Origin of the sequence: Paenarthrobacter sp. NPDC091669 (assembly GCF_044756725.1) — a bacterium.
GTDB classification, from domain to species: domain Bacteria; phylum Actinomycetota; class Actinomycetes; order Actinomycetales; family Micrococcaceae; genus Arthrobacter; species Arthrobacter bambusae_C.
Window position 1 is genome coordinate 1 of sequence record NZ_JBIVTK010000014.1, and the last position, 21,823, is coordinate 21,823.

General features: G+C 59.0%; 21 protein-coding genes. 16 read left to right on the forward strand and 5 right to left on the reverse strand.

Translation table 11 applies throughout. The annotated features are described in order from the left end of the window. Nucleotides 1-206: hypothetical protein (locus ACIQLI_RS19700; protein ID WP_400391748.1), on the reverse strand; the 206-nt coding region annotated here is incomplete at its 3' end. Between the two features lie 171 nt (nt 207-377). Between ACIQLI_RS19700 and ACIQLI_RS19705 the strand changes: the two genes are divergently transcribed. The 4 genes from ACIQLI_RS19705 (at nt 378) to ACIQLI_RS19720 (ending at nt 5,372) form a co-directional block, all read left to right on the forward strand. After that, on the forward strand, nt 378-1,943 hold the full coding sequence (locus ACIQLI_RS19705; RefSeq protein WP_400391506.1) for an NCS1 family nucleobase:cation symporter-1: 1,566 nt from the start codon (nt 378-380) through the stop codon (nt 1,941-1,943). Between the two features lie 104 nt (nt 1,944-2,047). Continuing rightward, a complete protein-coding gene (locus ACIQLI_RS19710) occupies nt 2,048-2,815 on the forward strand; it encodes an aspartate/glutamate racemase family protein (protein WP_354229267.1) in 768 nt (255 codons plus the stop codon). Between the two features lie 33 nt (nt 2,816-2,848). Beyond that, on the forward strand, nt 2,849-3,616 hold the full coding sequence (locus ACIQLI_RS19715) for an SDR family oxidoreductase (RefSeq protein WP_400391509.1): 768 nt from the start codon (nt 2,849-2,851) through the stop codon (nt 3,614-3,616). 268 nt (nt 3,617-3,884) lie between these two features. Beyond that, entirely contained in the window at nt 3,885-5,372 is a 1,488-nt protein-coding gene (locus ACIQLI_RS19720) for a cation:dicarboxylate symporter family transporter (RefSeq protein WP_400391512.1), read from the forward strand. Between the two features lie 71 nt (nt 5,373-5,443). On the opposite strand, the gene ACIQLI_RS19725 is transcribed toward ACIQLI_RS19720, so the two are convergent. Further along, nucleotides 5,444-5,848 (reverse strand): sterol carrier family protein, encoded by a 405-nt coding sequence (locus ACIQLI_RS19725; RefSeq protein ID WP_354229273.1) that lies wholly within the window; start codon nt 5,846-5,848, stop codon nt 5,444-5,446. 20 nt (nt 5,849-5,868) lie between these two features. Further along, complete coding sequence (locus ACIQLI_RS19730) at nt 5,869-6,885, reverse strand: asparaginase (protein WP_337339135.1); 1,017 nt, start codon at nt 6,883-6,885, stop codon at nt 5,869-5,871. Between the two features lie 81 nt (nt 6,886-6,966). On the opposite strand from ACIQLI_RS19730, the gene purD reads away from it, so the two are divergent. Both purD and ACIQLI_RS19740 read left to right on the forward strand, forming a co-directional pair. Then, nucleotides 6,967-8,277: a phosphoribosylamine--glycine ligase gene (gene purD, locus ACIQLI_RS19735; protein WP_400391516.1), complete on the forward strand. Its 1,311-nt coding sequence runs from the start codon at nt 6,967-6,969 to the stop codon at nt 8,275-8,277. Nucleotides 8,278-8,279: 2 nt separating this feature from the next. Further along, nucleotides 8,280-9,218, forward strand: a complete 939-nt coding sequence (locus tag ACIQLI_RS19740) for a phosphoribosylaminoimidazolesuccinocarboxamide synthase (protein ID WP_354512323.1) — start codon at nt 8,280-8,282, stop codon at nt 9,216-9,218. A gap of 55 nt (nt 9,219-9,273) precedes the next feature. Here ACIQLI_RS19740 and ACIQLI_RS19745 read toward each other — a convergent pair whose 3' ends face one another. Next, complete coding sequence (locus tag ACIQLI_RS19745; RefSeq protein ID WP_400391519.1) at nt 9,274-10,539, reverse strand: helix-turn-helix domain-containing protein; 1,266 nt, start codon at nt 10,537-10,539, stop codon at nt 9,274-9,276. Between the two features lie 127 nt (nt 10,540-10,666). Between ACIQLI_RS19745 and ACIQLI_RS19750 the strand changes: the two genes are divergently transcribed. Further along, nucleotides 10,667-10,882 (forward strand): hypothetical protein, encoded by a 216-nt coding sequence (locus tag ACIQLI_RS19750; RefSeq protein WP_400391521.1) that lies wholly within the window; start codon nt 10,667-10,669, stop codon nt 10,880-10,882. A 178-nt stretch (nt 10,883-11,060) separates the two neighbouring features. Continuing rightward, nucleotides 11,061-11,438 (forward strand): hypothetical protein, encoded by a 378-nt coding sequence (locus tag ACIQLI_RS19755; RefSeq protein WP_400391523.1) that lies wholly within the window; start codon nt 11,061-11,063, stop codon nt 11,436-11,438. A 168-nt stretch (nt 11,439-11,606) separates the two neighbouring features. On the opposite strand, the gene ACIQLI_RS19760 is transcribed toward ACIQLI_RS19755, so the two are convergent. Beyond that, nucleotides 11,607-12,203 (reverse strand): TetR-like C-terminal domain-containing protein, encoded by a 597-nt coding sequence (locus ACIQLI_RS19760; RefSeq protein WP_400391525.1) that lies wholly within the window; start codon nt 12,201-12,203, stop codon nt 11,607-11,609. Between the two features lie 115 nt (nt 12,204-12,318). Here ACIQLI_RS19760 and ACIQLI_RS19765 point away from each other — a divergent pair, with 115 nt between their 5' ends. The 8 genes from ACIQLI_RS19765 to ACIQLI_RS19800 all read left to right on the forward strand — a co-directional run bounded on the left by ACIQLI_RS19765 (nt 12,319) and on the right by ACIQLI_RS19800 (nt 21,749). Next, nucleotides 12,319-13,305: an AvrD family protein gene (locus tag ACIQLI_RS19765; RefSeq protein ID WP_400391528.1), complete on the forward strand. Its 987-nt coding sequence runs from the start codon at nt 12,319-12,321 to the stop codon at nt 13,303-13,305. Next, on the forward strand, nt 13,302-13,937 hold the full coding sequence (locus ACIQLI_RS19770; protein ID WP_400391531.1) for a hypothetical protein: 636 nt from the start codon (nt 13,302-13,304) through the stop codon (nt 13,935-13,937). The genes ACIQLI_RS19765 and ACIQLI_RS19770 overlap by 4 nt, the downstream gene beginning before the upstream one ends. Before the next feature lie 1,063 nt (nt 13,938-15,000). After that, complete coding sequence (locus tag ACIQLI_RS19775; RefSeq protein WP_400391533.1) at nt 15,001-15,528, forward strand: PadR family transcriptional regulator; 528 nt, start codon at nt 15,001-15,003, stop codon at nt 15,526-15,528. Beyond that, on the forward strand, nt 15,525-16,238 hold the full coding sequence (locus ACIQLI_RS19780) for an ABC transporter ATP-binding protein (RefSeq protein ID WP_400391536.1): 714 nt from the start codon (nt 15,525-15,527) through the stop codon (nt 16,236-16,238). Before ACIQLI_RS19775 ends, ACIQLI_RS19780 begins: the two co-directional genes overlap by 4 nt. Continuing rightward, nucleotides 16,235-18,412, forward strand: coding sequence for an FtsX-like permease family protein (locus ACIQLI_RS19785; protein ID WP_400391539.1), 2,178 nt, complete (start codon nt 16,235-16,237; stop codon nt 18,410-18,412). The genes ACIQLI_RS19780 and ACIQLI_RS19785 overlap by 4 nt, the downstream gene beginning before the upstream one ends. 153 nt (nt 18,413-18,565) lie before the next feature. Then, on the forward strand, nt 18,566-18,859 hold the full coding sequence (locus ACIQLI_RS19790; RefSeq protein ID WP_400391542.1) for a lactococcin 972 family bacteriocin: 294 nt from the start codon (nt 18,566-18,568) through the stop codon (nt 18,857-18,859). A 92-nt stretch (nt 18,860-18,951) separates the two neighbouring features. Continuing rightward, the gene (locus ACIQLI_RS19795) at nt 18,952-21,039 is read left to right on the forward strand and encodes a hypothetical protein (protein WP_400391544.1); all 2,088 of its coding nucleotides are present in this window, start codon (nt 18,952-18,954) and stop codon (nt 21,037-21,039) included. 20 nt (nt 21,040-21,059) lie between these two features. Beyond that, the gene (locus tag ACIQLI_RS19800; RefSeq protein ID WP_400391546.1) at nt 21,060-21,749 is read left to right on the forward strand and encodes an ATP-binding cassette domain-containing protein; all 690 of its coding nucleotides are present in this window, start codon (nt 21,060-21,062) and stop codon (nt 21,747-21,749) included. The last annotated feature ends 74 nt before the right edge of the window (nt 21,750-21,823 follow it).

Below are 21,823 nucleotides of genomic sequence, written 5' to 3' on the forward strand. Positions count from 1 at the left end.
CACTCAGCGGTCTCTTCCGGATCACGATCAGGCAGCTGGGCAGTCAACCCGCTGAGGATGTGTGAGGTCTCTTCTCCTGCAGCCACGTCCAACCTCTCTTCATTGAATGTCTGGGCGCTTGCTCTGTGGGGGGCGCTCAAGGAATTTCGTATTGTGAGAATAAAATTCTGCAATTCGAGATTACGTCTGCTGATGGGCAGCGTCAATACGGATTGCGTATCCGAAACAGTCAACTGGGAAACCGCTGCCCAAGCAACCGAATGTGACCCTGCATACACAGGAAATCCTTGACGTTACGTGACCTGAGTCATAGAGTACTTTCACTATTCAATAACTAGATTCCGCAATGTGGAATCAGTACGAAGTGGAGATCCACGATGCAGACGACTTCATCAGTCGGCGTCACTGAGACTCCGGGAGAACCAAACGCAGGTGGCCCCAACCACCCGGTCGTGGGCAACACCGACCTCTGCACCATTGCTTCCGAAGCATCAGGCCGTACCATCAGCCCCAGTCTTTACAACATCGACCTCGCTCCCACCAAGGCCAAGGGCCGCAAGTGGACCAGCTACAGCATCTTTACCCTCTGGGCCAACGACGTCCACAGCCTGGGTAACTATGCCTTTGCCATCGGCCTGTTCTCCCTTGGTTTGGGCGGCTGGCAGATTCTGGTGGCCCTCGGAATCGGTGCCATCCTCCTTTTCGCCCTGCTGAACTTCTCGGGATTCATGGGCGAGAAGACCGGCGTACCCTTCCCGGTCATGAGCCGCATCAGCTTCGGCATCCGCGGAGCGCAGATTGCCAGCCTGGTCCGCGGCGCCGTTGCCGTGGCGTGGTTCGGCATCCAGACCTACCTGGCTTCGGTAGTCCTCCGCGTCATGCTGGTGGCCATGGCCCCCGGCCTGAAGGATCTGGACAGCAACTCCATCCTTGGCCTCTCCACCCTGGGCTGGTTCTCCTTCGTGGCGCTCTGGATTGTGCAGCTGGTGATCGTGAGCTTCGGCATGGAAATGATCCGTAAGTACGAGGCCTTCGCCGGACCCATCATCCTGGTGACCATGGCTGCGATCGCGGTGTGGGTCTTCATTGAAGCAGGCGGAGCCATCCAGTGGAGCGGCATCAAGGGCCTGGAAGGTACCGAGATGTGGCTCACCATCTTTGCCGGCGGCGCCCTCTGGGTTTCCATTTACGGAACGTTCGTCCTGAACTTCTGCGACTTCACCCGTTCTTCGGCCTCCAAGAAGTCGATCGTCAAGGGCAACTTCTGGGGCATCCCCATCAACATGCTCCTCTTCGGCGCAATCGTTGTGGTGATGGCCGGCGGTCAGTACAAGATCAACGGCACTGTCATTGAGAGTCCCTCGGACATTGTGGAGAGCATCCCCAATACGCTGCTGTTGGTCCTGGCTTGCCTTGCGCTGCTGATCCTGACCATCGCGGTGAACCTGATGGCCAATTTCGTGGCTCCGGTCTACGCCCTGACCAACCTGTTCCCGCGGCACCTGAACTTCCGCAAAGCGGCGTGGGTCAGCGGCACCATTGGCCTGGTCATCCTTCCGTGGAACCTCTACAACAACCCGATTGTGATCGTGTACTTCCTGGGTGGCCTCGGTGCGCTGCTTGGCCCGCTGTTCGGCGTAGTCATGGCCGACTACTGGCTGGTCCGCCGCGGCAAGGTCAATGTCCCCGAGCTTTACACCGAGGATCCCAAGGGCGCCTACTTCTACAAGCGCGGTGTGAACCCGAAAGCAATCATTGCCATGCTTCCGGCAGCCGGCCTCGCCATTGCCATCGCCTTCATTCCCGGGCTGGCAGCAGCTGCACCGTTCGCCTGGTTCATCGGAGCCGGCGTCGCCGCTCTGACGTACTTCGCTGTCGCGGACAAGAAGCAGGTCCACGAGGACGTCTCCGGCGAGCCGATCGCCGTCGCCAGCACCCACTGACTCACCGAACATCAAGGCGTCGCCCGTCCTCCCGGCTACCGGATTCCTGCAAGTGGATCCAGGTCACCCGGCAGCAGACGGGCGCTGCCGTTGAGAGGAATCCCATGCGCATCCTTGTCGCAAACGTCAATACCACCCAGTCCATGACGGACTCCATCGCAGCCCAGGCCCGTGCGGCCGCGGCCCCCGGCACCGAGATCATCGGCATCACCCCGCGTTTCGGTGCAGACTCCTGCGAGGGAAACTTTGAGAGTTACCTCGCCGCGATCGCTGTCATGGACGCCGTGGTCAACTACCCCGAGCCTTTCGACGCCGTCATCCAGGCCGGCTATGGCGAGCACGGCCGCGAAGGCCTTCAGGAGCTCCTGGATGTTCCGGTGGTCGATATCACCGAGGCTGCAGCCAGCACCGCGATGTTCCTGGGCCACAAGTATTCGGTGGTCACCACGCTGGACCGCGCGGTTCCGCTCATCGAGGACCGCCTCAAGCTCGCCGGCCTGGACGCGCGCTGCGCTTCTGTGCGGGCCAGTGGCATGGCCGTGTTGGAACTGGAGGAGTATCCGGAGCGCGCTGTCGAAGCAATCGTGAGCCAGGCCGAGCAAGCGGTTCACGCCGACAAAGCCGAAGTGATCGTCCTTGGCTGTGGCGGTATGGCCGGACTCGATGAGGAGATCCGTCAGCGCACCGGAGTTCCCGTAGTGGACGGTGTGGCGGCAGCTGTCACCATTGCCGAGTCCTTGGTCCGTCTTGGCCTGTCCACGTCCAAGGTCAGGACCTATGCCACGCCGCGTCCGAAGACTGTCATAGGCTGGCCGATAACCTCAGCCTCAACTCAGGCAACAACAGCCCACCCCACCCAAGCCGCACGCTGACGCTGCCACCGCATTTCCCTGAAAGGCAACCACATGACTGACTCGAACCCGCCTACTGACCCGAGGGTCGCCGTCGTGACCGGGGCCGGTTCGGGTATTGGGCGGGCCGTCGCCAAGCTCATGCTCGCCGATGGCTACATGGTGGCGCTTGCCGGCCGGCGTGAGGCGCAACTGCTGGAGACCGCCGGGGACCACCCGAACGCGCTGGTGGTTCAGTGCGATGTCACAGCGCCCGACGACGTCGCTCGCCTTTTCGCGGAGGTCCGCCGGCGCTGGGGCCGGGTTGATGTGCTGTTCAACAATGCCGGGATCTTTGGCCCGGCTGGAGACGTCGGCGAGATCAGTGTGGATGACTGGAATGCGACGATGCAGGTCAATGTGACCGGCTCCATGTTGTGTGCGGCCGAAGCTGTGCGGACCATGAAAGCCCAAGAGCCGCAGGGTGGCCGGATCATCAATAACGGCTCCATCTCAGCGCATTCACCGAGGCCCAGGTCCGTGGCGTATACCGTGACCAAGCACGCGATGACGGGCCTGACCAAGAGCATCGAGCTCGACGGCAGGGAGTTCGGCATTACCTGTGGGCAGATCGACATCGGCAATACCCGCACCGAAATCATGGACACCATCGGCGTTGGATCCGGCGCGCTGCAGGCCGACGGCAGCCGCAAGGTGGAGCCCATGTTCCCCGTGGACGACGCGGCGCGTGCCGTGCTGATGATGGCCAACATGCCGGCGTCGGCCAGCGTCGGGTCCCTGGTGGTGACGGCTGCCGGCATGCCTTTCGTAGGCCGCGGCTAGCGCCAACCACCCGTCCCGCGTGGGTGCTCGCGTACCGCCACCACCCACTGTGATCCCGGAATGCCCGTGACGCGCCTGTAAGACGGTGTGTCACGGGCATTTCTGCGCCATAGAAGGTGGTGGAGGCGCGGCTAGAGCTCCTCCAAACCGAATGTGACTTCCACAATATGGAAACTCATTTCCCCCTTGCGGAATGATGTGAGCGGGATTACATTGAAAATATCCCCCCAAAACGTGGGGCTGTTCCCAAACTGATTGGTTCAGATCAATGAAGATCCCAGACCCCGCGGCGCTGAAGGCGAGTTCGGCCCCGCAGAAGAAAAAGCGGCTGTACCAGTCACTCTTTTTTCAAATCCTGATCGCCGTCGTCGCAGGTGTACTCATCGGTCATTTTTGGCCGACCATTGGGTCCGCCCTCCGGCCACTGGGTGATGGATTCATACAACTCATCAAAATGATCATTGCCCCGCTGATTTTCCTCGTGATCGTCACAGGCATCTCGGCAGTGGGCGACGTCAAGGCGGTCGGAAGGGTCGGGGTCAAAGCGCTCCTGTACTTCACCGGCGCCACCCTCTTTGCCCTGGTCTTCGGACTCATCGTGGGAAATATCGTCCAGCCAGGCGCCGGACTGAATATCGATCCCTCCACGCTGTCCCAGGACGCCCTCAACGCCAAGACCGGAAACGCGCCGCCCAAGGATGCCGCGGCCTTCCTGCTGGACGTCATTCCGGTCAGCGTGATTGGTGCGTTCGCCAACAACAGCCTGCTTCAGGTCTTGTTCTTCTCGGTCTTCTTTGGCGCCGCAATTGTGGTCATCGGCCGTGAAAGGTGCATGCCGGTCATCAGCCTTATGGACACCGTCCTGGAACTGATTTTCAAGATCATGTCCTGGATCATGAAAGTGGCCCCCATTGGTGCCTTCGGTGCCATGGCATTCATCATCGGCCAGTACGGACTGGGCACGCTCAGCACCTACGGACTCCTGATAGCTGCGTGCTACGGCGCAGCCATCATCTTCATCGGCTTGCTGTTCCTGGTGGCGTGGGGCTTCGCCCGCGTACCGCTCTGGTCCTTCCTCAAGTACACCCGTGAAGAGTTCCTGCTGGCGCTCGGTACGGCTTCCACCGAAGCCGTGATGCCGCGCATCATGACCAAGCTGACCAATGCGGGTTGCTCGCGTGCCACTACCGGCCTGGTAGTTCCCACGGGCTACTCCTTCAACCTCGATGGCGCCGCGATCTACCTCTCCATATCGCTGCTGTTCCTGGCCCAGGCGTTCGGCCACAACCTTGACCTCGGCCAGCAGTTGGCTGCCCTCGGCGTGCTGCTCCTGACCTCCAAGGGCATGGCGGGCGTCCCGGGCTCATCCTTCCTGGCCCTCTCCGCAACAGCTGCGGCCCTCGGCATCTTCCCGGTAGCCGGCGTCGCACTCCTCCTCGGAGCCGACCGCCTCATGGACTCCATGCGTGTTGTGGTCAACCTGCTGGGCAACTGCGTGGCAACGTTCGTGGTAGCCAAGTGGGAAGGCCAGTTTGATCGCAGCGTCATGCTCCGCGCCTTCAATGGCGAAATCACCAACCATGATTCGGCCATCATGCTCGGCAAGGAAGAAGTGTTCGAGGAACAGGAACTGGAGCGCATCAGCGACGGCCGCGATCCCTCGCCCAAGTTCGGCGGCGGACCGACGGAGGACAAGATCCCTCAGTTTGAGATGAGCAAACCCGGCAAGACAACAACCCCGGTCTGCCCGGACTAAACCGGATGGTTTTTTGTACAGCTGATGCCCCTAAGACACGGTCTTAGGGGCATTAGCTGTACAAAAACTCCCTAGAGGGGGAGCAGTTCGGAGAGGTTCGCGCGTAGGCCGGACGCGGTCACCCGGTGGGTTGAAACGGCATCCGCCCATGAAAGACTGCCGGTCACCAACGAAAGCCAGGTGGCGGCGTCGCACTCGATCACATTCGGGGGAGTTCCGCGCGTGTGGCGGGGACCCTCCACGCATTGGGTGACCCCGTACGGCGGTACGCGGACCTCCACCGAATTGCCGGGCGCGCGGGCGGTAACTTCCTCCAAGGAGTAACGGACCGCCGTCGCAATTAACGAGCGCGACGGCGCGTTCCCGGCTGCGGCGCCCGGCGAACCAGCGGTGCCGGAAGGTTCGACGGCGGCCTGCCAGGCTCCCAGCGCGGCGCGGCCTTCCTCGATGTTGACGCGGCGGCGTGCAACTGCCATGGGTTTTCTCCTCAGAAGTACTAGTCGAGCAGGGCCGAGACAGCGTGGCCCAGCCGGATCTTGCCCACGGTGCGTCCGCCTCCGAGGACCGGCTCCACCACTCGTTCCAGGACGTTGGAAACGGCCGGGATGTCCACGGCGCCGCTCACGGCCAGGAGGGTGAGCCCCACCAGGGACGTGGCGCGGAGGTTTCCGTCCAGCATCTTCACGGCCACCGTTGCGCCGGTGGACGTAGCCAGGACCAGAATGCCCTCGGCGCCGATCTTCGCCAGGACCTCGAGTTCTTCCATGACGATGGTGTTGGACTCGCCCGTTCCTTGGACGGCCCAGGGGTAGTCGAGCATGGAGGTGGCGATGGTGGCAGCCCTGGCGTTGGACGATTTATCCCCCGGGGACTTGGCCAACCGGGAGTAGGCGCGGGCCAGTCCGGTCAGCGAGATGGCGGCAACGGGAGCGCCGCAACCGTCGATCCCCAAATGGGAGATGGTTTCGCCGCTGTATTCCTCAATGACGGATCGAACCCGTTGTTGGAGCGGGTGGTTCGGCTCAAGGTAGCTGCGCAGGTCCCAGCCGTTTTCGGTGCAGGCCCACAGGAAAGCGGCGTGCTTGCCGGAGCAGTTGAAGGCCAGCTTGGACTGTCCCCGCTCCGACCGGACCAGCCAGTTGCGGGCAGTCTCGTCCTGCGGCCAGGCGGTGGGGCACTGGAGGTTTTCTTCCTTCACGCCCGCAGCTTTGAGCATTCCCTCCACAACGTCCATGTGGTCCAGGGAGCCGGTGTGGCTGCCGCAGGCGACAGCAACCTGTGCGCCACGCAGGGGCACGCCGGACTGCATGGAGGCAAGGGCCTGGAAGGGCTTGAGGGTGGAGCGGGCCAGGATGGGGGCATCGATGTCACCGAGACGGGTGACCACCGAGCCGTCGCCGGCAAGAACAACGGCCGCGCCGATGTGCCGGGACTCTATAAAGCCGCTTCGTTCGATCACTGCCAGTTCCACCGCGGACTCAACGCTGAACGTTTCATGCGAACTCATGGGCATAAGCCAAGTCTAGGGCGCAGCAAGGTCCGGTGAATGACACAGCTTAGGCCGCGCGCCCTTCACAAAGTACCCTTGAGGACTGTGAAGGTACTCGTCATTGGCCCAGGCGGCCGCGAACACGCCATTGTCCGCTCTCTGCTTGAAGATCCCAACGTTTCCGAGGTCCACGCGGCCCCGGGCAACGCGGGCATCAGCAAACTCGTTCCCACTCATGCGATTGATGGGAACAACCCGGAAGCCGTGTCTGCCCTCGCCACCAAGCTGGGCGTGGACCTGGTTGTCGTAGGACCCGAGGCGCCGCTGGCTGCCGGCGTGTCCGACGCCGTCCGCGAAGCCGGCATTCCGGTGTTCGGTCCCAGCAAGGAAGCTGCCCAGTTGGAGGCTTCCAAGGCTTTCGCCAAGCAGATCATGGCCGAAGCCAACGTCCCCACGGCCATGGCCCGCGTGGCCACCAACGCCGAGGAAGCTGCTGACGCCTTGGACACGTTCGGTGCGCCGCACGTAGTTAAGGACGACGGCCTGGCCGCCGGCAAGGGCGTGGTGGTCACCAAGGACCGCGCCGAAGCCCTGGCACACGCCCAAGCGTGCTTCGACGCCGGTGGAACCGTGGTCATCGAGGAATTCCTTGACGGCCCCGAGGTTTCCCTGTTCGTCCTCTGCGACGGCCGCACCACCGTTCCGTTGTCCCCGGCGCAGGACTTCAAGCGCATCTTCGATAACGACGAAGGCCCCAACACGGGCGGCATGGGCGCGTACACCCCGCTTGAGTGGGCTCCCGCAGGTTTGGTCCAGGAAGTCATCGACCGCGTGGCGCAGCCCACCGTGGACGAGATGGCCCGCCGTGGCACCCCCTTCGTCGGCGTGCTGTACTGCGGACTCGCCTTGACCTCGCGCGGCACGCGCGTCATCGAGTTCAACGTCCGCTTCGGCGATCCCGAGACGCAGGCTGTCCTGGCCCGCCTCAAGACGCCGCTCGGTGCGCTGCTGCTGGCAGCTGCCAAGGGCGAACTGGACACCGCCGAGGAGCTGCGCTGGTCCAAGGACACGGCAGTCGCCGTCGTCGTGGCCGCCGAAAACTATCCTGACGCGCCCCGTACCGGCGACCGTATCCGCGGCCTGAAGAAGGTTGACGAGTTGGACGGCGTGCACGTGGTCCACGCCGGCACCAAGCTGGATGACGAAGGCAAGGTGGTCTCCGCAGGCGGCCGCGTCCTTGCGGTTGTCGCGCTTGGTTCCGATCTGGTGGAAGCGCGCGAAAAAGCGTACGACGGCGTGGAGCTGGTTCAGCTTGAAGGCTCACAGTTCCGCACGGACATCGGTGGCAAGGCCGCCCGCGGCGAAATCCGCGTGCCGCACACGGCCACTGGAACCATCCCGAAAGTGCAGGCCTGAGCATGACTGATTTTCTTCCGGAGGGCGGCTTCGAAACCGAAACGCTGGAACTTCCGGGCTGGACGCACGTCTACTCCGGCAAGGTGCGCGATCTTTATGTCCCGGCCGACGAAGCCATCACGGAAAAGATCGGCCAGGAATGCGTCCTGGTTGTGGCCAGCGACCGCATCAGCGCCTACGACCATGTCCTGAGCAGCGAGATCCCGGATAAGGGTCGCGTCCTGACTCAGCTGAGCCTGTGGTGGTTCGACCAGTTGGACGTTGAGCACCACGTGTTGGCGTCCACGGTTGAGGGTGGCGTTCCTGCCGCCGTCGAGGGCCGGGCCATGATCTGCAAGAAGCTGGATATGTTCCCGGTGGAGTGCATTGCCCGCGGCTACCTCACTGGCTCCGGCCTGGTGGAGTACAAGGAACACGGCACGGTCTGCGAGATCCCGTTGCCTGAAGGCCTGGTGGACGGTTCACGCCTGGACAAGGCACTGTTCACGCCGTCGGCCAAGGCCGAGGTGGGCGAACACGACGTCAACATCACCTACGACGACGTCGTGGCCATGGTGGGCGACGACATCGCAGCCCGCCTCAGTGAACTGACCCTGAAGATCTACACCCGCGCCGAGGAAATCGCCCGCGAACGTGGCATCATCCTGGCCGACACCAAGGTGGAGTTCGGCATTGATGCAGCTACTGGCATCATCACGCTGGGCGACGAAGTCCTCACCCCGGATTCTTCGCGGTTCTGGGACGCGTCCACCTACGCGCCGGGCAAGTCGCAGCCCTCCTATGACAAGCAGTACGTCCGCGACTGGCTGACGTCCGCCGAGTCAGGCTGGGACAAGTCCTCCGACACACCGCCACCGGCCCTGCCTGCCGAGGTCATAGAGCGCACCCGTGCCCGCTATGTGGAGGCTTACGAGAAGCTCACAGGCCGCACGTTCGCCTAGGTTAACGCAAACTGCCCCGGACCGTCTGGTGCGGGGCAGTTTTGCGTCGGGCTGGTTATGCTCCCGAGTGTTCCTTGGCGGCACGGCGCTCGGCCAGTCGGATCTCCAGAACTGCGTCCATGGCCTGTTGGACCCTGTCTGAGGCTCCGGCAGCGCTGAAGTCGTGCTGGGCCTCTTCCAGGAATCGGAGCGCCTCTGCGGCTTCGCCTGCTGCTTTCAGCGACTTGCCGAGCAACAGCGAGACTTCGCCGGCCGTGTGCCTGGCCAGGACCTTACGGTCTGCGTGGATTTCGCGGAGTTTGTCGACGGCGGCCGGAATGTCACCGGTCAAGTACAGCCAGCGGGCTCGGATGAAGGCGACCTCCAACTGATCGGTCTTGTTTCCGCCCACAATGGACAACGCGAGTTCCGCACGCTCGATGGCGGAGAGGGTTTCCGGTTCCACGATCCCCGATGACAGACGGACCGCTGCGGAGGCCTTGTTGAACCGGGCCCACAATTCAATGTCGTTGGCGGGGGAGAGGAGCTTGGCTGCGCGCTCGTGGTGCTTGATGCCCTCCACATAGTCATGGCGCATGAAGGCCACGTTGCCCACCACCCAGGCCACCTCGCCTGCGAGTTGGGACATGGAGTGCTCGTCCATGTGCTCGATCATGGCCAGGCAGTACTCCCAGGCCTCATCCAGCTTGCCGCTCTCGGCAAGGGCACCGATCAGCGCGCGGTGCGCGCCGATGATGAGCGTGGACCCTTTGGGCAGCTGCTCGCTGAGCTTGACTGCTTGCTTTGCATGCTCGACGGCGGTGGCCAGCTGGCCTTGCCCGTGGCACACCGCGGCAAGCATCTGCCAGGCGCGGACTCCCAGGCCGGCGGATTCCGTGGCCATGGGGTGTTCCAGGAGGTGCTCAACGATTTGCTGGCATTCCTTCAGCTGGCCTTGTTTCATCACGCACTCGGCCTGCATGTACGTCATGTTCCACCAGGCGCTGTTGTTTTTGGCCTCGAGGGCGATTTGCGCGGCTGTGGCGGCGTGGCTGGCGGCGAGTTGGTAGTCGCGGAGGTCCCAGGCTTGGCGGGCATACAGACCGGCGAGGACGTATTCGGCGTCGCTGACGGAAACGGGTTGGCTCCACGCTTCCAGGGCTTTCGGCGCGAGCTCAAGCCGGCGTGCCAGTTCTTCGATGACCTCAGCCGTTGGTTCGCGGCGGCCGGTCTCGAGCAGCGAAATGTAGCTGGGTGAATACAGGTTTTTGCCGAGCTCAGCCTGCGTTAACCCACGTTCGAGCCGTTCGGCACGTAGCTTCTCGCCGAATCCGTTTCCCACGGGTCCCTCCTACAGGTGTCTTTTGACCAAAACCTTGACAGTCTCTGTGGAAAACATTTTACAATGTATGTCAACAGGGACCGTGCAATTTCCGTAACGAATCCGACTCGCATTGGGGTACTACATCATGTTCAAGAAAATCATTGCTTCAGTGGCCGTGGCGGGCGCACTGACGCTCGCAGTCGCGGCTCCCGGTGTGGTCTCTGCTGCTCCCGCAGTAGATTCCGGCACTGTCAGTGCTATCGGCAACTGGCCCGATCCTATGCGCGTAGCGGCGCCGACCAAGTCAACGGACACCACGTACACACCGATGTCCATCGGCAACTGGCCGGACCCGATGTAAATCAATTGTAGTAAAAGAAACCCCGGAGCGTGACGAGCGATGCTCCGGGGTTTTCTTTTGTACCTTTCGCAGGGGCAGCGGGAACACAAAAGAGGGCCTTCCAACTGGAAGACCCTCTTTTGTTTTGGTCGAGGTCATCGCAGAGTATTCGAAGCATGCTCGCCCTAAGCTGGCCCGGTTGGACGCGCTGGATGCGGCTCTGGCCTCTGTAAATCCGCCTGTCGTGATGCCCCGTGTGATGACCGCTCGTTCGCGTTACCGTCTGGTCGATCGACTTGGCAAGGCCAAGTTAGACGAAATTGTCGCTAGATATGAAGCGGGTGAGTCGACAACTTCATTGGCCGCAGAAGCAGGGATTGCGAAGTCATCACTGCTTCGGCTGCTCGATGAGCGTGGCATTGCCCGCCGGAAGCAAGGCCTGACACCGGCAAAGGAACGCCAGATTCTGAAGCTACGCCAGGAGGGCATGGTCATCCGCGCCATCGCCAAACAAGTGGGTGTCAGTTACGACACGGCACGCCTCTTCCTGCTCGAAGATGGCAAGTCATCGGTGTGATCGCTTGTGGCCCTCGTCCTGCGTTATCTGTTCTTCTTCGGCAAGGAGCACGCCGGCCTGTGCGAGGATGGACGTTTATTGAAGCCGCTCTGGCACCGTAGGCATGCGGACCTGTTGCACCTAGGCACGGGCAAACTGTTGTTTTTGGCGCGGTGTGGCATGGAGAGCCTATGTGGCAAAGGTGTTGGAGGTTAACTCACGAAGAGCCAGATCGGCCGTGCGTCTTGCAAGTTCATCGTTTAGGCCGCCTGGGGTGGGTAGTAGGGCGCGAGTGAGGACGGGGCTAAGGAGAAGGTCGCAAATCCAGTTGAGATCAACGTCACTTCCCTGGACCTCGCCTCGATCAATTGCGGCGTTGAGTACGCACATAACATTTGCGCGGCGAGGCTTTATGAACCCTTCCAAGTACAGCTCGCGTACATGAGAGTCCGTACGCATCGATTCGAGGAGACCTGGAAGGTTATTTCGAACAAGCGGGTCAGCGAACATTGCGACCTCGTCGCGCTGGAGCTGGAGAAGGTCTTTCGCTAGAGAGGTGCCGGCACTATGGGGTTGGGTGCCAAAACGGTGCTGGATTACGTCGAAAGCCAGATGTGCCACGTTACGGTACCGCCGATAAAACGATGGTCGGGTAGTCCCAACTTCGTTGACCAGTCCGTCAATGGTCAGGCTAGAAAAACCACCCTCTGACATGACCCGTTCGGCCGCCTGGCGCAAGGCAGTGCCGATCTCCAGATTGTAGGGCCGACCTCTCTTGGGTGACATGAGGTCAGCCTATCAATTTTCCGGTCTTCTCACCTTAAGGATATTAGGTATAGGCGGTAGTCTGTAAAGAAAAAACAAGCTTGCAGCCGCGGGCACCAAATGGGGGAGGGGCGCCGTGGGGGCGGTCACCAATACTGCAGTCCTTGACGATGAGCTCGGGCCAGCAGAAGGGCGTTACTTCGGGCAAGGGTATCGGCAGGTTTCACATACCCTTCGTGATCCGACGGTGGAAGAGAGCGACGCACCTCGCGACTGTAGCTGGACCGGTGAAGTCGCCTATCCTGAGCGTTGGTCGGTAAACCCGGACGGTTCGTCCAGAACGCCACACCTTAGCTCAATCGACGCAATTGTGCTTGGCCTACTTGCGCTGCAAAGCGTCCGGCAAGTTAGTGAAGGCTCGCTCGCTTTTGGTGAGTGCGATGTTCTGCAAGTCGAGCTCCATAGTGGCAGCACTCCTTGGTGGGATTTGAAGGCTGTGCCGGTGACTTTAGCGCTTTCCCCTAGCACCCCGGCCGGATGGTCCGGTGAATTCGTGTCGGCGCTCGTCGGAAACATTCGTGTAAGGATGAGTGTTTCGGATCCTCATTGGCCCCTGCCTCGCGACCTTTCTACGGTTGGCGTGTCTCTGGGAGCCAAGGGCGAAAAAACCGCAGTGTCCCGACCGGTGATCTGGACTACGACTGTCCAGTTTGACCCCTCCACGTCCGTATTGATGGCGACGCATGCAGTCAGGAATGATCCAAACATGGCCGGGAAAGTCACCGTGACTTCGTCAAACAGGTGGGCGTTGGAGATGCCTATCATCCATTACCTAGTTACGCTTGGGCAGCTCACTCAGGCTCTGGTCTATCGTGCGGGGGAGACGAGACGCGAGAAAGTTGAAAATCTATGGATGCGCAGCTTGCGCATCACTTTGCCAAACCCAGTCTCGACAAGTTTTGCTTTCGCTGGGGCGGAATTCACGACAACCACCAGAATCGTGAAAGAGTCGGCCCTGAAGGTCAATGGTCGCCTGTTACGATGCCTGCAAGTCGCCTCAGAGACATCCGATGGCGTCGTTGCTGCGGCTTCTGTGGCCTATTTCGAAGAAGCCGTCGAATGAGCGATTCCGCAACGGCCGGGCGATCTTCAGGGCAGGGCGGTCTTCCTGGTTCGAAACGAGGCCAGATACTTGAAGTAGCGGCCGTCATCCTTTGTAAAAATCGATATGAAGACGTTTCGCTGGAGCAGGTGCGTCAGGCGACCGGCCTGACCGAAGACCACTTTCAGGCAGAATTCGCCAGCATGCGAGAGATTGCCGAAGCGATCCTTGACCTTGAGAGAGCCAGTATGAAGTTCGCTCAGCAAGTTGGCGAGGATGCCGGAGTGGCGGGGCCGCTAGAGGCCTTGCGGGCTGCGTTTCGTGTGGTCGGTCGGAACATCGAGTCGCGGCCAGCCGTCCGAGCTGGGATACGTATCGCGTCAGAATCTCGCGAGGCGTTCCCCAATCGCAGGCTTGATCCATTCTTGACCTGGCGCTCTTTCGTAGTGAAGCAACTTGAGGCGGCAGCACGTCAGAGCCTCATTCATCCGAGTACGGACGTTGACCGTGCCGCTTGGCTCCTCGTATCGGCTGGACTGGGGACGAAGGAGCTGGTTCGGTTTTGCGGTGAGTGGGACCGTATGTCGGAACGCCTAGACGACACAGTTGACTGCGTCCTGAATCTCATGGGCTACAGCGTCAGTGACCGCTGAACCAAACTCCTGATTGTGGCAATTTGAGTGGAGCCCGGTTTGACAATTTGAACCCGGCCCCATCACATGTCTCGCCGGTTGATAGATCGAAGTTTGACTTTGAGTCCAGCCCACGCTGAGCTCAGCGAGAGTGTTTTCCATCTGTGGAAAGCCTTGATGAAGGCGAAGGTGGAGCTGCGCGCATAAACCGGCAGGGACGCAAGAGTGCATGGGTTATAGATCTCGGTCGCACCATTTAGCGATGAGAACAGTTCTTCTTGCGCCCTGGTTGGGACTGCACCGCCGACGCGGAAGCCGCCCCTAACGGACCGTCGCCCGATCTGGGTCCTATGAAACCGTAGTTGATGCAAAACTGTCAGCCGATCTTGATGCTCCTCGAAAACGGCGCTATACCGAGCAAAGGGTCTATGACCAACTTGTTGACGAACACCAAGCGGTTTTCTCGCATTCAACTGTCCGTCGAGATCGCCACTAACGAGTCCTTTCCGGTTGAACGCTGATCGTTAGAGACCTCGTCAATGCGCCGCCATCGTTGACCGCCTCAACTTCAATGGCATCATCACGGATACCGGAACCGATTCTTACCGTCTCGCCTGCGAAGTTGGCCCTACACGCTGTTAACGGAACCGATCAGCGGAGCACTGCGAGATCATCAAACTGGCCCTTATTCAAACGTGGCATCGGGTTGACGGGCTCTGTACCCGCATGTATAGGTGAGTGTCGTCTAACTCGACCGCGGCCATGAAGCCAATCGACAGAACGACCTCGCCACCATTTTGGGTGCAACTTCGGAGATTTTTTACTAGATGAAGCGTCAGTTGGAGGTCGCATACCTCGCGCAAGTGCGACGGACCCCGTCACCAAGAACAGTGGGTAGGGCAGTCGCATGTAGCCGCGTGCCGGCGACGAATCAGCCCTTCCGTGCCGGGGCGCACCAAAGGAGCGTTGTCGGGCTGGGCTTCGCGCATCAACGATGCGACTGGTACGGGGCGCTCAACCGGCGGCGAGAGTGGTGTAATTTCCACTATATTTTGAGTGTATATACGTAGTGTATAGTCGGGTCATGGACAACACACAAACCCTGCTTGGGCTGATCGCTGCTGGCCCCAGTCACGGATATGACTTGAAGTCCAGTTACGACAGATTTTTTGGTTCAAAGAAACCGTTGGCGTATGGGCAGGTGTACACGACGCTTTCGCGTTTGCAGCGGGATGACTTGATCGTTGCCCTCGGTCATGAATCGGGGGGCGGCCCTGAGCGAAAGCTGTATCAGATTACGAGTTCAGGTCGAGACCGCGTTTCGCAGTGGTTGTTTACACCTGATGTACCTGCCACTTGGCTGCAGAGCAACTTGTTTGCCAAGACTGTGGTGGCGCTGCTGCTCGGTGATGACGCGAACAGGCTCCTTGACTTGCAGCGGGCGGAACACATGGAGCAGTTGAGGCAAATGACCCAAGCGAAAAGAAACGCCGACCTCATGAATGTCTTGTTGCTCGACCATGCATTGTTCCAGATTGAGGCAAATCTGCGGTGGATGGATTTAACTGAAGCGCGGTTGGCTGAACTGCGCAGTGAGGTGGTAAAGGCATGAAGGATTCGATGACCTCGAGCAATGAGCCTATTTTGAGTGGTCGTGGCATCAAGGTGACGTTTGGCCAATCCGAAGCCCTACGGGGTGTGGATATCGATGTCCAAGCGGGTGAGATCCTTGCTGTGATGGGCCCATCAGGATCTGGCAAATCTACTCTCCTGCACGCGCTAGCCGGGGTGATTGTGCCTGGCGCTGGATCAGTAATATACGGTGGTCGGAACATCAGTTCTTTAAATGATGCTAAGCGAGCGGAACTCAGGCTCAGTGAGTTTGGATTTGTGTTCCAGTTCGGGCAGCTTCTTCCGGACTTGAGCGCCCGTGACAATGTCACCATTCCGCTGCTGCTGGCCGGAAGGAATCGGAGGGAAGCCCTCCGGGTTGCCGATCGATGGCTGACTCGGTTGGGGCTCGCGGGACACCAGAGTAAACTTCCCGCCGAACTTTCCGGCGGTCAAGCTCAACGGGTAGCCATTGCTCGCGCGCTTGCCACAGAGCCGCGGGTAATTTTCGCCGATGAGCCGACTGGAGCCCTGGATTCACTGGCCGCCGAAAATGTCATGTTGACACTTACGGATCTGGCTCGATCAATGGGTACCACCGTGGTCGTGATTACGCATGACCCCAGGACTGCTTCCTATGCCGACAGGGAAGTCATAGTCCGCGACGGACGAATTTCCGCAGGTCAAGCGGTCGTGGCGGTGAGCGCATGAATTTGCAGCTTATTAGGCTTGTTTCGGCGAGCAATCAAGCAGCCAGGCGGCGACTGCTGGGGATTTCCGCTGGTGTGGCCGTTGGCATCACCCTAATCTTGCTGCTGCTGGGCGCCTTCAATGGACTGCAAGAGCGGGATCTTCGCTCATCTTGGCTCAAACCCGTTGGTGATCCAGCGTCCGCTCTGGCACCAGGCGCACCTGATCTGGCTGAAGATCAAGCAGTTGCTGCTGCCTCACATGACTACTTTGAAAGCCAAGTTATTAACCGACTCATCATCGCCAAGCCGAATGGTGGGACTACTCAAATTCCAGGGATTGATGAACTCCCGGCACCGGGCACGTATCTGGCCTCTCCAGCTCTAGAAAAGCTGATCGAAGAGAACCCTGACCAAGAGCTTGGGGACCGTTATGGTAGCTATGCCGGGCGGGTTCCAGATCGAGCATTGGCTAGCCCCGACTCTCTCGTGGTGGTTACCGGGCAATCAATCGAGCAAGCGCGACGCGCGCCCAGTGCTGTTGTGGTGGAGCATCTAGAAGGTACGAGCTTCGGCGGTAATCCCGTTTACAAGACTGTCGCTGTAATCGGAGCTATTGCCCTGCTCGTTCCCGTGCTCCTTCTTGTCAGTATCGTGGCGGACCTGGGGGCAGCCGAGAGGCGCGAGCGATTTGCCACTCTTCGTCTTATCGGAGCGAAGCCACGCACAATTGCATCCATCGCCGCAGTCGAAACGGCAATGACCAGTACGGTTGGCGCCCTGGGTGGAGTTGCTCTCGCTCTGCTCCTCTCGCCGCTTGCGGCGAATGTCTCGGTCAACGAAGGCAGCTTTTTTGTGTCGGACATTGTCGTTGATCCGGTGAACGCAATAGTAGTCATCGCTCTTGCGGTGTTCGCGACGGCTACGGTCGCTTGGACTAGGACGCTGAAAGCGAAAATTGGCCCTCTTGGCGGCTCTAAGCAACAACAGGAACCTCGCCCGCGTATGTATGCATTGCTTCCGCTTGTTCTCGGCACGGCGACTATGGTTGCGACGAGTGTCGCGAGTGTCAACAAACTGAAGGTTCCAGGTTTGGATTTGCTCTTAGTCGGCGGGTTCATTCTAACGACGCTTGGATTGCTGATGGCCGGCCCGTACCTGACCTTTGTTGTTAGTTTGATAGCCGCTAAGTTTGCGCGGACTGCCGAAGGAGTCGTGGCCTTCAACAGAATCCGTAGGCAACCCCGCTCGACCTTTCGTTCCGTTAGTGGGCTTGTGTTAGCCCTGTTCCTTGTATCCGTATTTGCGGCTGCTGTGACGACAGCACGAGCGGGTGATGAAGTGATTGACGATGCCAACCATCTATCCTTATCAACGTTGGTAGGTTCAATTAGCACGGCAGAGGCTCCCCCAGCTGAGGAAATTGCTGCGCTCTCAGAAGCGCCCGGAGTGACCCACGTAGGCCTGGGCTACTACCATCCGACACTAGGTGGACCGTTCTTCTCGACCGAGGACGCAGCCGCTCTTGGACTGATTTCGCAGCGCGACAAGACTGATTTGGGGTCTCATTTCGTCCTTGTGGATCCCGGGTTCTTAGGTAACGAGGCCATTTCCGTTGCACCTGCGCCCGGGGTTGTAGTGAAGGATCTTGGACAGCCCATCCTGCTAATCTCCACAGAGGGCGGAGTGAAAGGACTCGAAAAAGCCCGGACATCTGCCCTGAAAAGTGGCGTCCCATTCGTGGATGCACCGCTGACACGGAAAGAAGCGCATCAGTCTGACATGATCACTGTGGCCAGTAGTTTCGCAGGCCTCGCGAATCTTGCCATTCTGGTAGCGACCGTGATTTCAACAATCTCACTTGGGGTCGCAACGATGGCTGGCGTTCTTGATCGGCGTCGTGTATTTGGTCTTTTGCGTCTTGTAGGCATGCCGATGAGATCGTTACGGCGGATCATCGTGGGCGAGACGATCACGCCACTGGTGACCGTGTTCGGAAGTTGTATCGGTCTCGGGTTTGTAGTGGCGTGGACAATCCTCGCCGGACTAACGAATGGACGCCGAACGATTTCCTGGCCCGATCCAACATATTACGTCGTAGTCGGAGGGAGCCTAGTAGTTGCGTTCATCGCCGTGGTCCTGACTGTCAAGACCGCCAGAGCGATAACAGGAGGGAAGTCTACACGATTCGAGTGACAGCGACTGCCAAGTCCTCAGGGTGACGAGGACAGCTTTTACATTACACACCCACTTGTAAATATTGAGGTTAATCCATACGCTGGGCGATGTCCGGTGACGGACTCTCATGCCTGAAGGCATAGGACAACCTCGATCAACAAAGGTGGAATGATGCAGACGAAGATTAAGAAGATCGTCCTTGGGGGGACCTTGGCAGTTGGTCTTGGCTTGGCAGGGCTGGGAGTGGCGGCGCCCGCACAGGCGGCAACCCAATACCCCGGTGGCGGCACTTGGAACTATGGGAATGCTTCGGGGTGGAACTACTCGGACTTTAATATTGGATATAACCACTCCTCGACGGTTGTTTGTGGTAACGCTTCGGACAGGAAGACGGCTGGACCTGGCTCTTGGTCGAACGCCGGTCTCTGGGCTTGGAGCGGTTGCAACTACTACTACAACTTCTAAAAGCAACGACCCACTGCCCTGTCGACGGCAGGGCAGTGGGTCGTGCTTGGCCACCAATGGCATCATCCACGAACTGACCCGACAGGTTGCCAGTGCTCTCCAAGTTTTCCCACCCCGTGCTGCGAATCAGTGTTCTTGCCGGGCTGGTATTTGTCTTCGTTGTCATCTTTCTTTCCTACCAAACCAAGGACTCGAGCATCCCGGTCGGGACGCGAGGTCAATTCTTCATAACCGCGACTACAAGCGTTCCGGGTGAAGCAATTCAAGCCATTGAACAGGCAGCGGCTGTCTCTGGACAGAATATTTACAAGCAGGGGACAAACCCGAGTGAGACAGGCGCCGCTCCATGGTACTTTTCATTTGTGGGCAACAAGCTCCTGCATGAGCAAAACATGGGAGCGAATGAGTATCCATCATTTGACCCTGCCACAAAACCCGAGGTCTTTGTGGCTGACCTGCTTATTGATCAGGGAGTGGTCGGCGCATACGTTACGACTGCAGATGCTTCCGAGCTTGCCCGGATAATCAATGTCCTAAATGATGCAGGCATTGACACAGAGGTTATCCGTCACTCCGATGCCGAAATTTTCTTGAGCGGAGTCTTTGGCACCGCGGCAGCCCCCACGCTTATTGCGCTGCTCTTGGCGCTTTCGCTCAGCATAGTCTATGCTTCGGCGCATAATCGCAGATCAACGGCAATACAGATATTGCATGGCTACAGCGTCGCGCGGACTGGCGTGAGCGAGGTCTTGGCCTTTACTCGATTCTTCGCCATTGCATCATTTGGCCTTTTATTTGGAGCCACACTATTTCTCACATTCTATAACGGCCTGAACCAGTACGCGTCTTTCATGGCCTGGCTTGGCGTCGGTCTCGTCGCAGTCTTTTCATTCATGACCGCGATATATATCCTCGCCCTTATCTTCCAACGTGCCATCGATCCGCTCCGGCTACTGAAGGGCGATCAATCATTTCGAACGTTGGGCGTGGCTGCGGGTGTAACCCAGATTGCGAGTGTCGTCCTCGTCTATGCTGTTGCGACCTCGTCGATGGCTAGCTATGTTTCCCTGGACGCGGATTCAGTGAGTGTTGACCGATGGGCGGCAGAGCGGGGCTCCGTCACACTTCAGATCAATCCGCACACACTCAACGATCGAGATCCCGAGCGAATTGATCCTGCCGTCCGCAAAGTGTTTAGAGACTTCGGGGATACCTACAACAACCTGGACCGGATCGGCGCTGCTGTCCTTGCGATTCATCCGCGAAAGGACGCAAGCCGTCCACCAGCGCCTGGTTACAGCGCATACAATCCTGACACTGGTAACAGTCTGATCGTGAACAACAATTATCTCGCAAGGAATCAAATTCTGAGCGAGGAAGGAGATCCGGTCCGGCAGCTGCCGTCGCTCGAGAACGGCATCCATCTTCTGATTCCAGAAGGCGCTCGGGCGCAGACTGCCAAAATCGTTGCCGAGTATCAAAACCTCAATTGGCATAAGTGGGAGCTAGGAGTCCCCAGTGAATCCTATCCGCCGCTTGATGTTTCTGTCGTATACACCAAAGACCACCAAGATGTGTTCAACTACGGCGACACATGGGACATGAAGAATTGGACACAGACTGACCCCGTCATTGCTGTCGTGTCCCCAGAGTCAGACGTATTCAGTGGGTGGTACCTTCTTACCGTTGCGGCTAACAGTGGAAACGTTATCTTTACGGATGACGCCGTGTTCAAAGCGGCGGCGGCCAATAGTGGTCTCGAACGGCACCTTGTGGCGGTAACTGCGCCAGCCCTTCGGGCCATAGACGATCTGAATAAAAGAACGGCCACTATGACGCTGAACGCGACGAATGTTGGCGTGTCACTACTGGTACTGTTCTTGGCAATTGGTGTACTAGCTGCGATCTATATCGATCGAAACAAGAGGTCGATTTTCCTTAAATACATTCACGGCTGGAACTTCCTTCGGACACACGGCTTTTACCTAGTCGTTATAACCATGGGAAGTGCGGTGGCGCTGCTCTTGTCAACAAACGCCGTAAGTGGATTACTAAGGGCCGACAAGCTGGCATCACTTGTGCTTGCGGGAGTAGTTCTCTGCATCTCCCTGACAGGCGTGGCCGTAGCAGTATCAACTTACGAGTCCAAGATGCGCGGCGAGAATGTTAAACGTACCTAATTCCTGCTTGGAGATTTGAGATGAGCTTGATTATCGTAAATGAGCCAATGGCAATAGAGGCCATTGGTGTCGAAAAGAGATTCGGCGAGCGAACCCTATGGTCGAATCTTTCATTCGCAGTCTCACCAGGTGAGATGACTGCAATTACTGGTCCGAGTGGCTCCGGAAAGTCCACACTGCTGAACTGCATAGGTCTTTTGGATTCCGTCAGCGAGGGGGCGATCCAGCTTGGAAGGCGTGATCTCGTATCGATGAAGAAGGGCGCACGGCGTCGGATCTACCGTAATAGTCTTGGGTTTCTCTTTCAGAACTATGGACTCGTTGAATCTTGGACTGTCGATCAAAATTTGGATGTAGCGCTTGGTTATTCCCGGCAAAGCAGGAAGGAGAAGTCGGAAGCCAAGGACGCTGCTTTGAGCCGGCTTGGGTTGCGAGGTCGACAGTCGACTCGGGTGTCTATGTTGAGTGGCGGCGAGCAACAGAGAGTAGCCCTGGCGCGTCTTATTCTGAAGAGTCCGGCCGTCATTTTGGCGGATGAGCCTACCGGCTCTCTTGATATAGGTAACGCGGGGGTGGTAGTCGATATTCTTAGGGAGTTTTGTGCCGCTGGTGCGACTGTTCTTGTTTCGACGCATGATTTGCGCGTGGTTGACCAGTGCGACAGCAGCATCAACCTTGCCCCTATCGACAAACCGGTGGCAGTAGCCTAGGGCTGATTTCGAAGTAGATGGACGCTCGGCAAGACCGTAGACGACGATGTCTATTGCCCTGCAATGAATGTTTT

Coding starts and splice junctions, on each gene's coding strand:
- ACIQLI_RS19710 (WP_354229267.1), top strand. CDS start 2,048: ATGCGCATCCTTGTCGCAAACGTCAATACCACCCAGTCCATGACGGAC.
- ACIQLI_RS19785 (WP_400391539.1), top strand. CDS start 16,235: ATGAATTTGCAGCTTATTAGGCTTGTTTCGGCGAGCAATCAAGCAGCC.
- ACIQLI_RS19725 (WP_354229273.1), bottom strand. CDS start 5,848: ATGGCAGTTGCACGCCGCCGCGTCAACATCGAGGAAGGCCGCGCCGCG.
- ACIQLI_RS19790 (WP_400391542.1), top strand. CDS start 18,566: ATGCAGACGAAGATTAAGAAGATCGTCCTTGGGGGGACCTTGGCAGTT.
- ACIQLI_RS19750 (WP_400391521.1), top strand. CDS start 10,667: ATGTTCAAGAAAATCATTGCTTCAGTGGCCGTGGCGGGCGCACTGACG.
- ACIQLI_RS19780 (WP_400391536.1), top strand. CDS start 15,525: ATGAAGGATTCGATGACCTCGAGCAATGAGCCTATTTTGAGTGGTCGT.
- ACIQLI_RS19775 (WP_400391533.1), top strand. CDS start 15,001: ATGGACAACACACAAACCCTGCTTGGGCTGATCGCTGCTGGCCCCAGT.
- ACIQLI_RS19705 (WP_400391506.1), top strand. CDS start 378: ATGCAGACGACTTCATCAGTCGGCGTCACTGAGACTCCGGGAGAACCA.
- ACIQLI_RS19730 (WP_337339135.1), bottom strand. CDS start 6,885: ATGCCCATGAGTTCGCATGAAACGTTCAGCGTTGAGTCCGCGGTGGAA.
- ACIQLI_RS19720 (WP_400391512.1), top strand. CDS start 3,885: ATGAAGATCCCAGACCCCGCGGCGCTGAAGGCGAGTTCGGCCCCGCAG.
- ACIQLI_RS19760 (WP_400391525.1), bottom strand. CDS start 12,203: ATGTCACCCAAGAGAGGTCGGCCCTACAATCTGGAGATCGGCACTGCC.
- ACIQLI_RS19800 (WP_400391546.1), top strand. CDS start 21,060: ATGAGCTTGATTATCGTAAATGAGCCAATGGCAATAGAGGCCATTGGT.
- ACIQLI_RS19715 (WP_400391509.1), top strand. CDS start 2,849: ATGACTGACTCGAACCCGCCTACTGACCCGAGGGTCGCCGTCGTGACC.
- ACIQLI_RS19770 (WP_400391531.1), top strand. CDS start 13,302: ATGAGCGATTCCGCAACGGCCGGGCGATCTTCAGGGCAGGGCGGTCTT.
- ACIQLI_RS19740 (WP_354512323.1), top strand. CDS start 8,280: ATGACTGATTTTCTTCCGGAGGGCGGCTTCGAAACCGAAACGCTGGAA.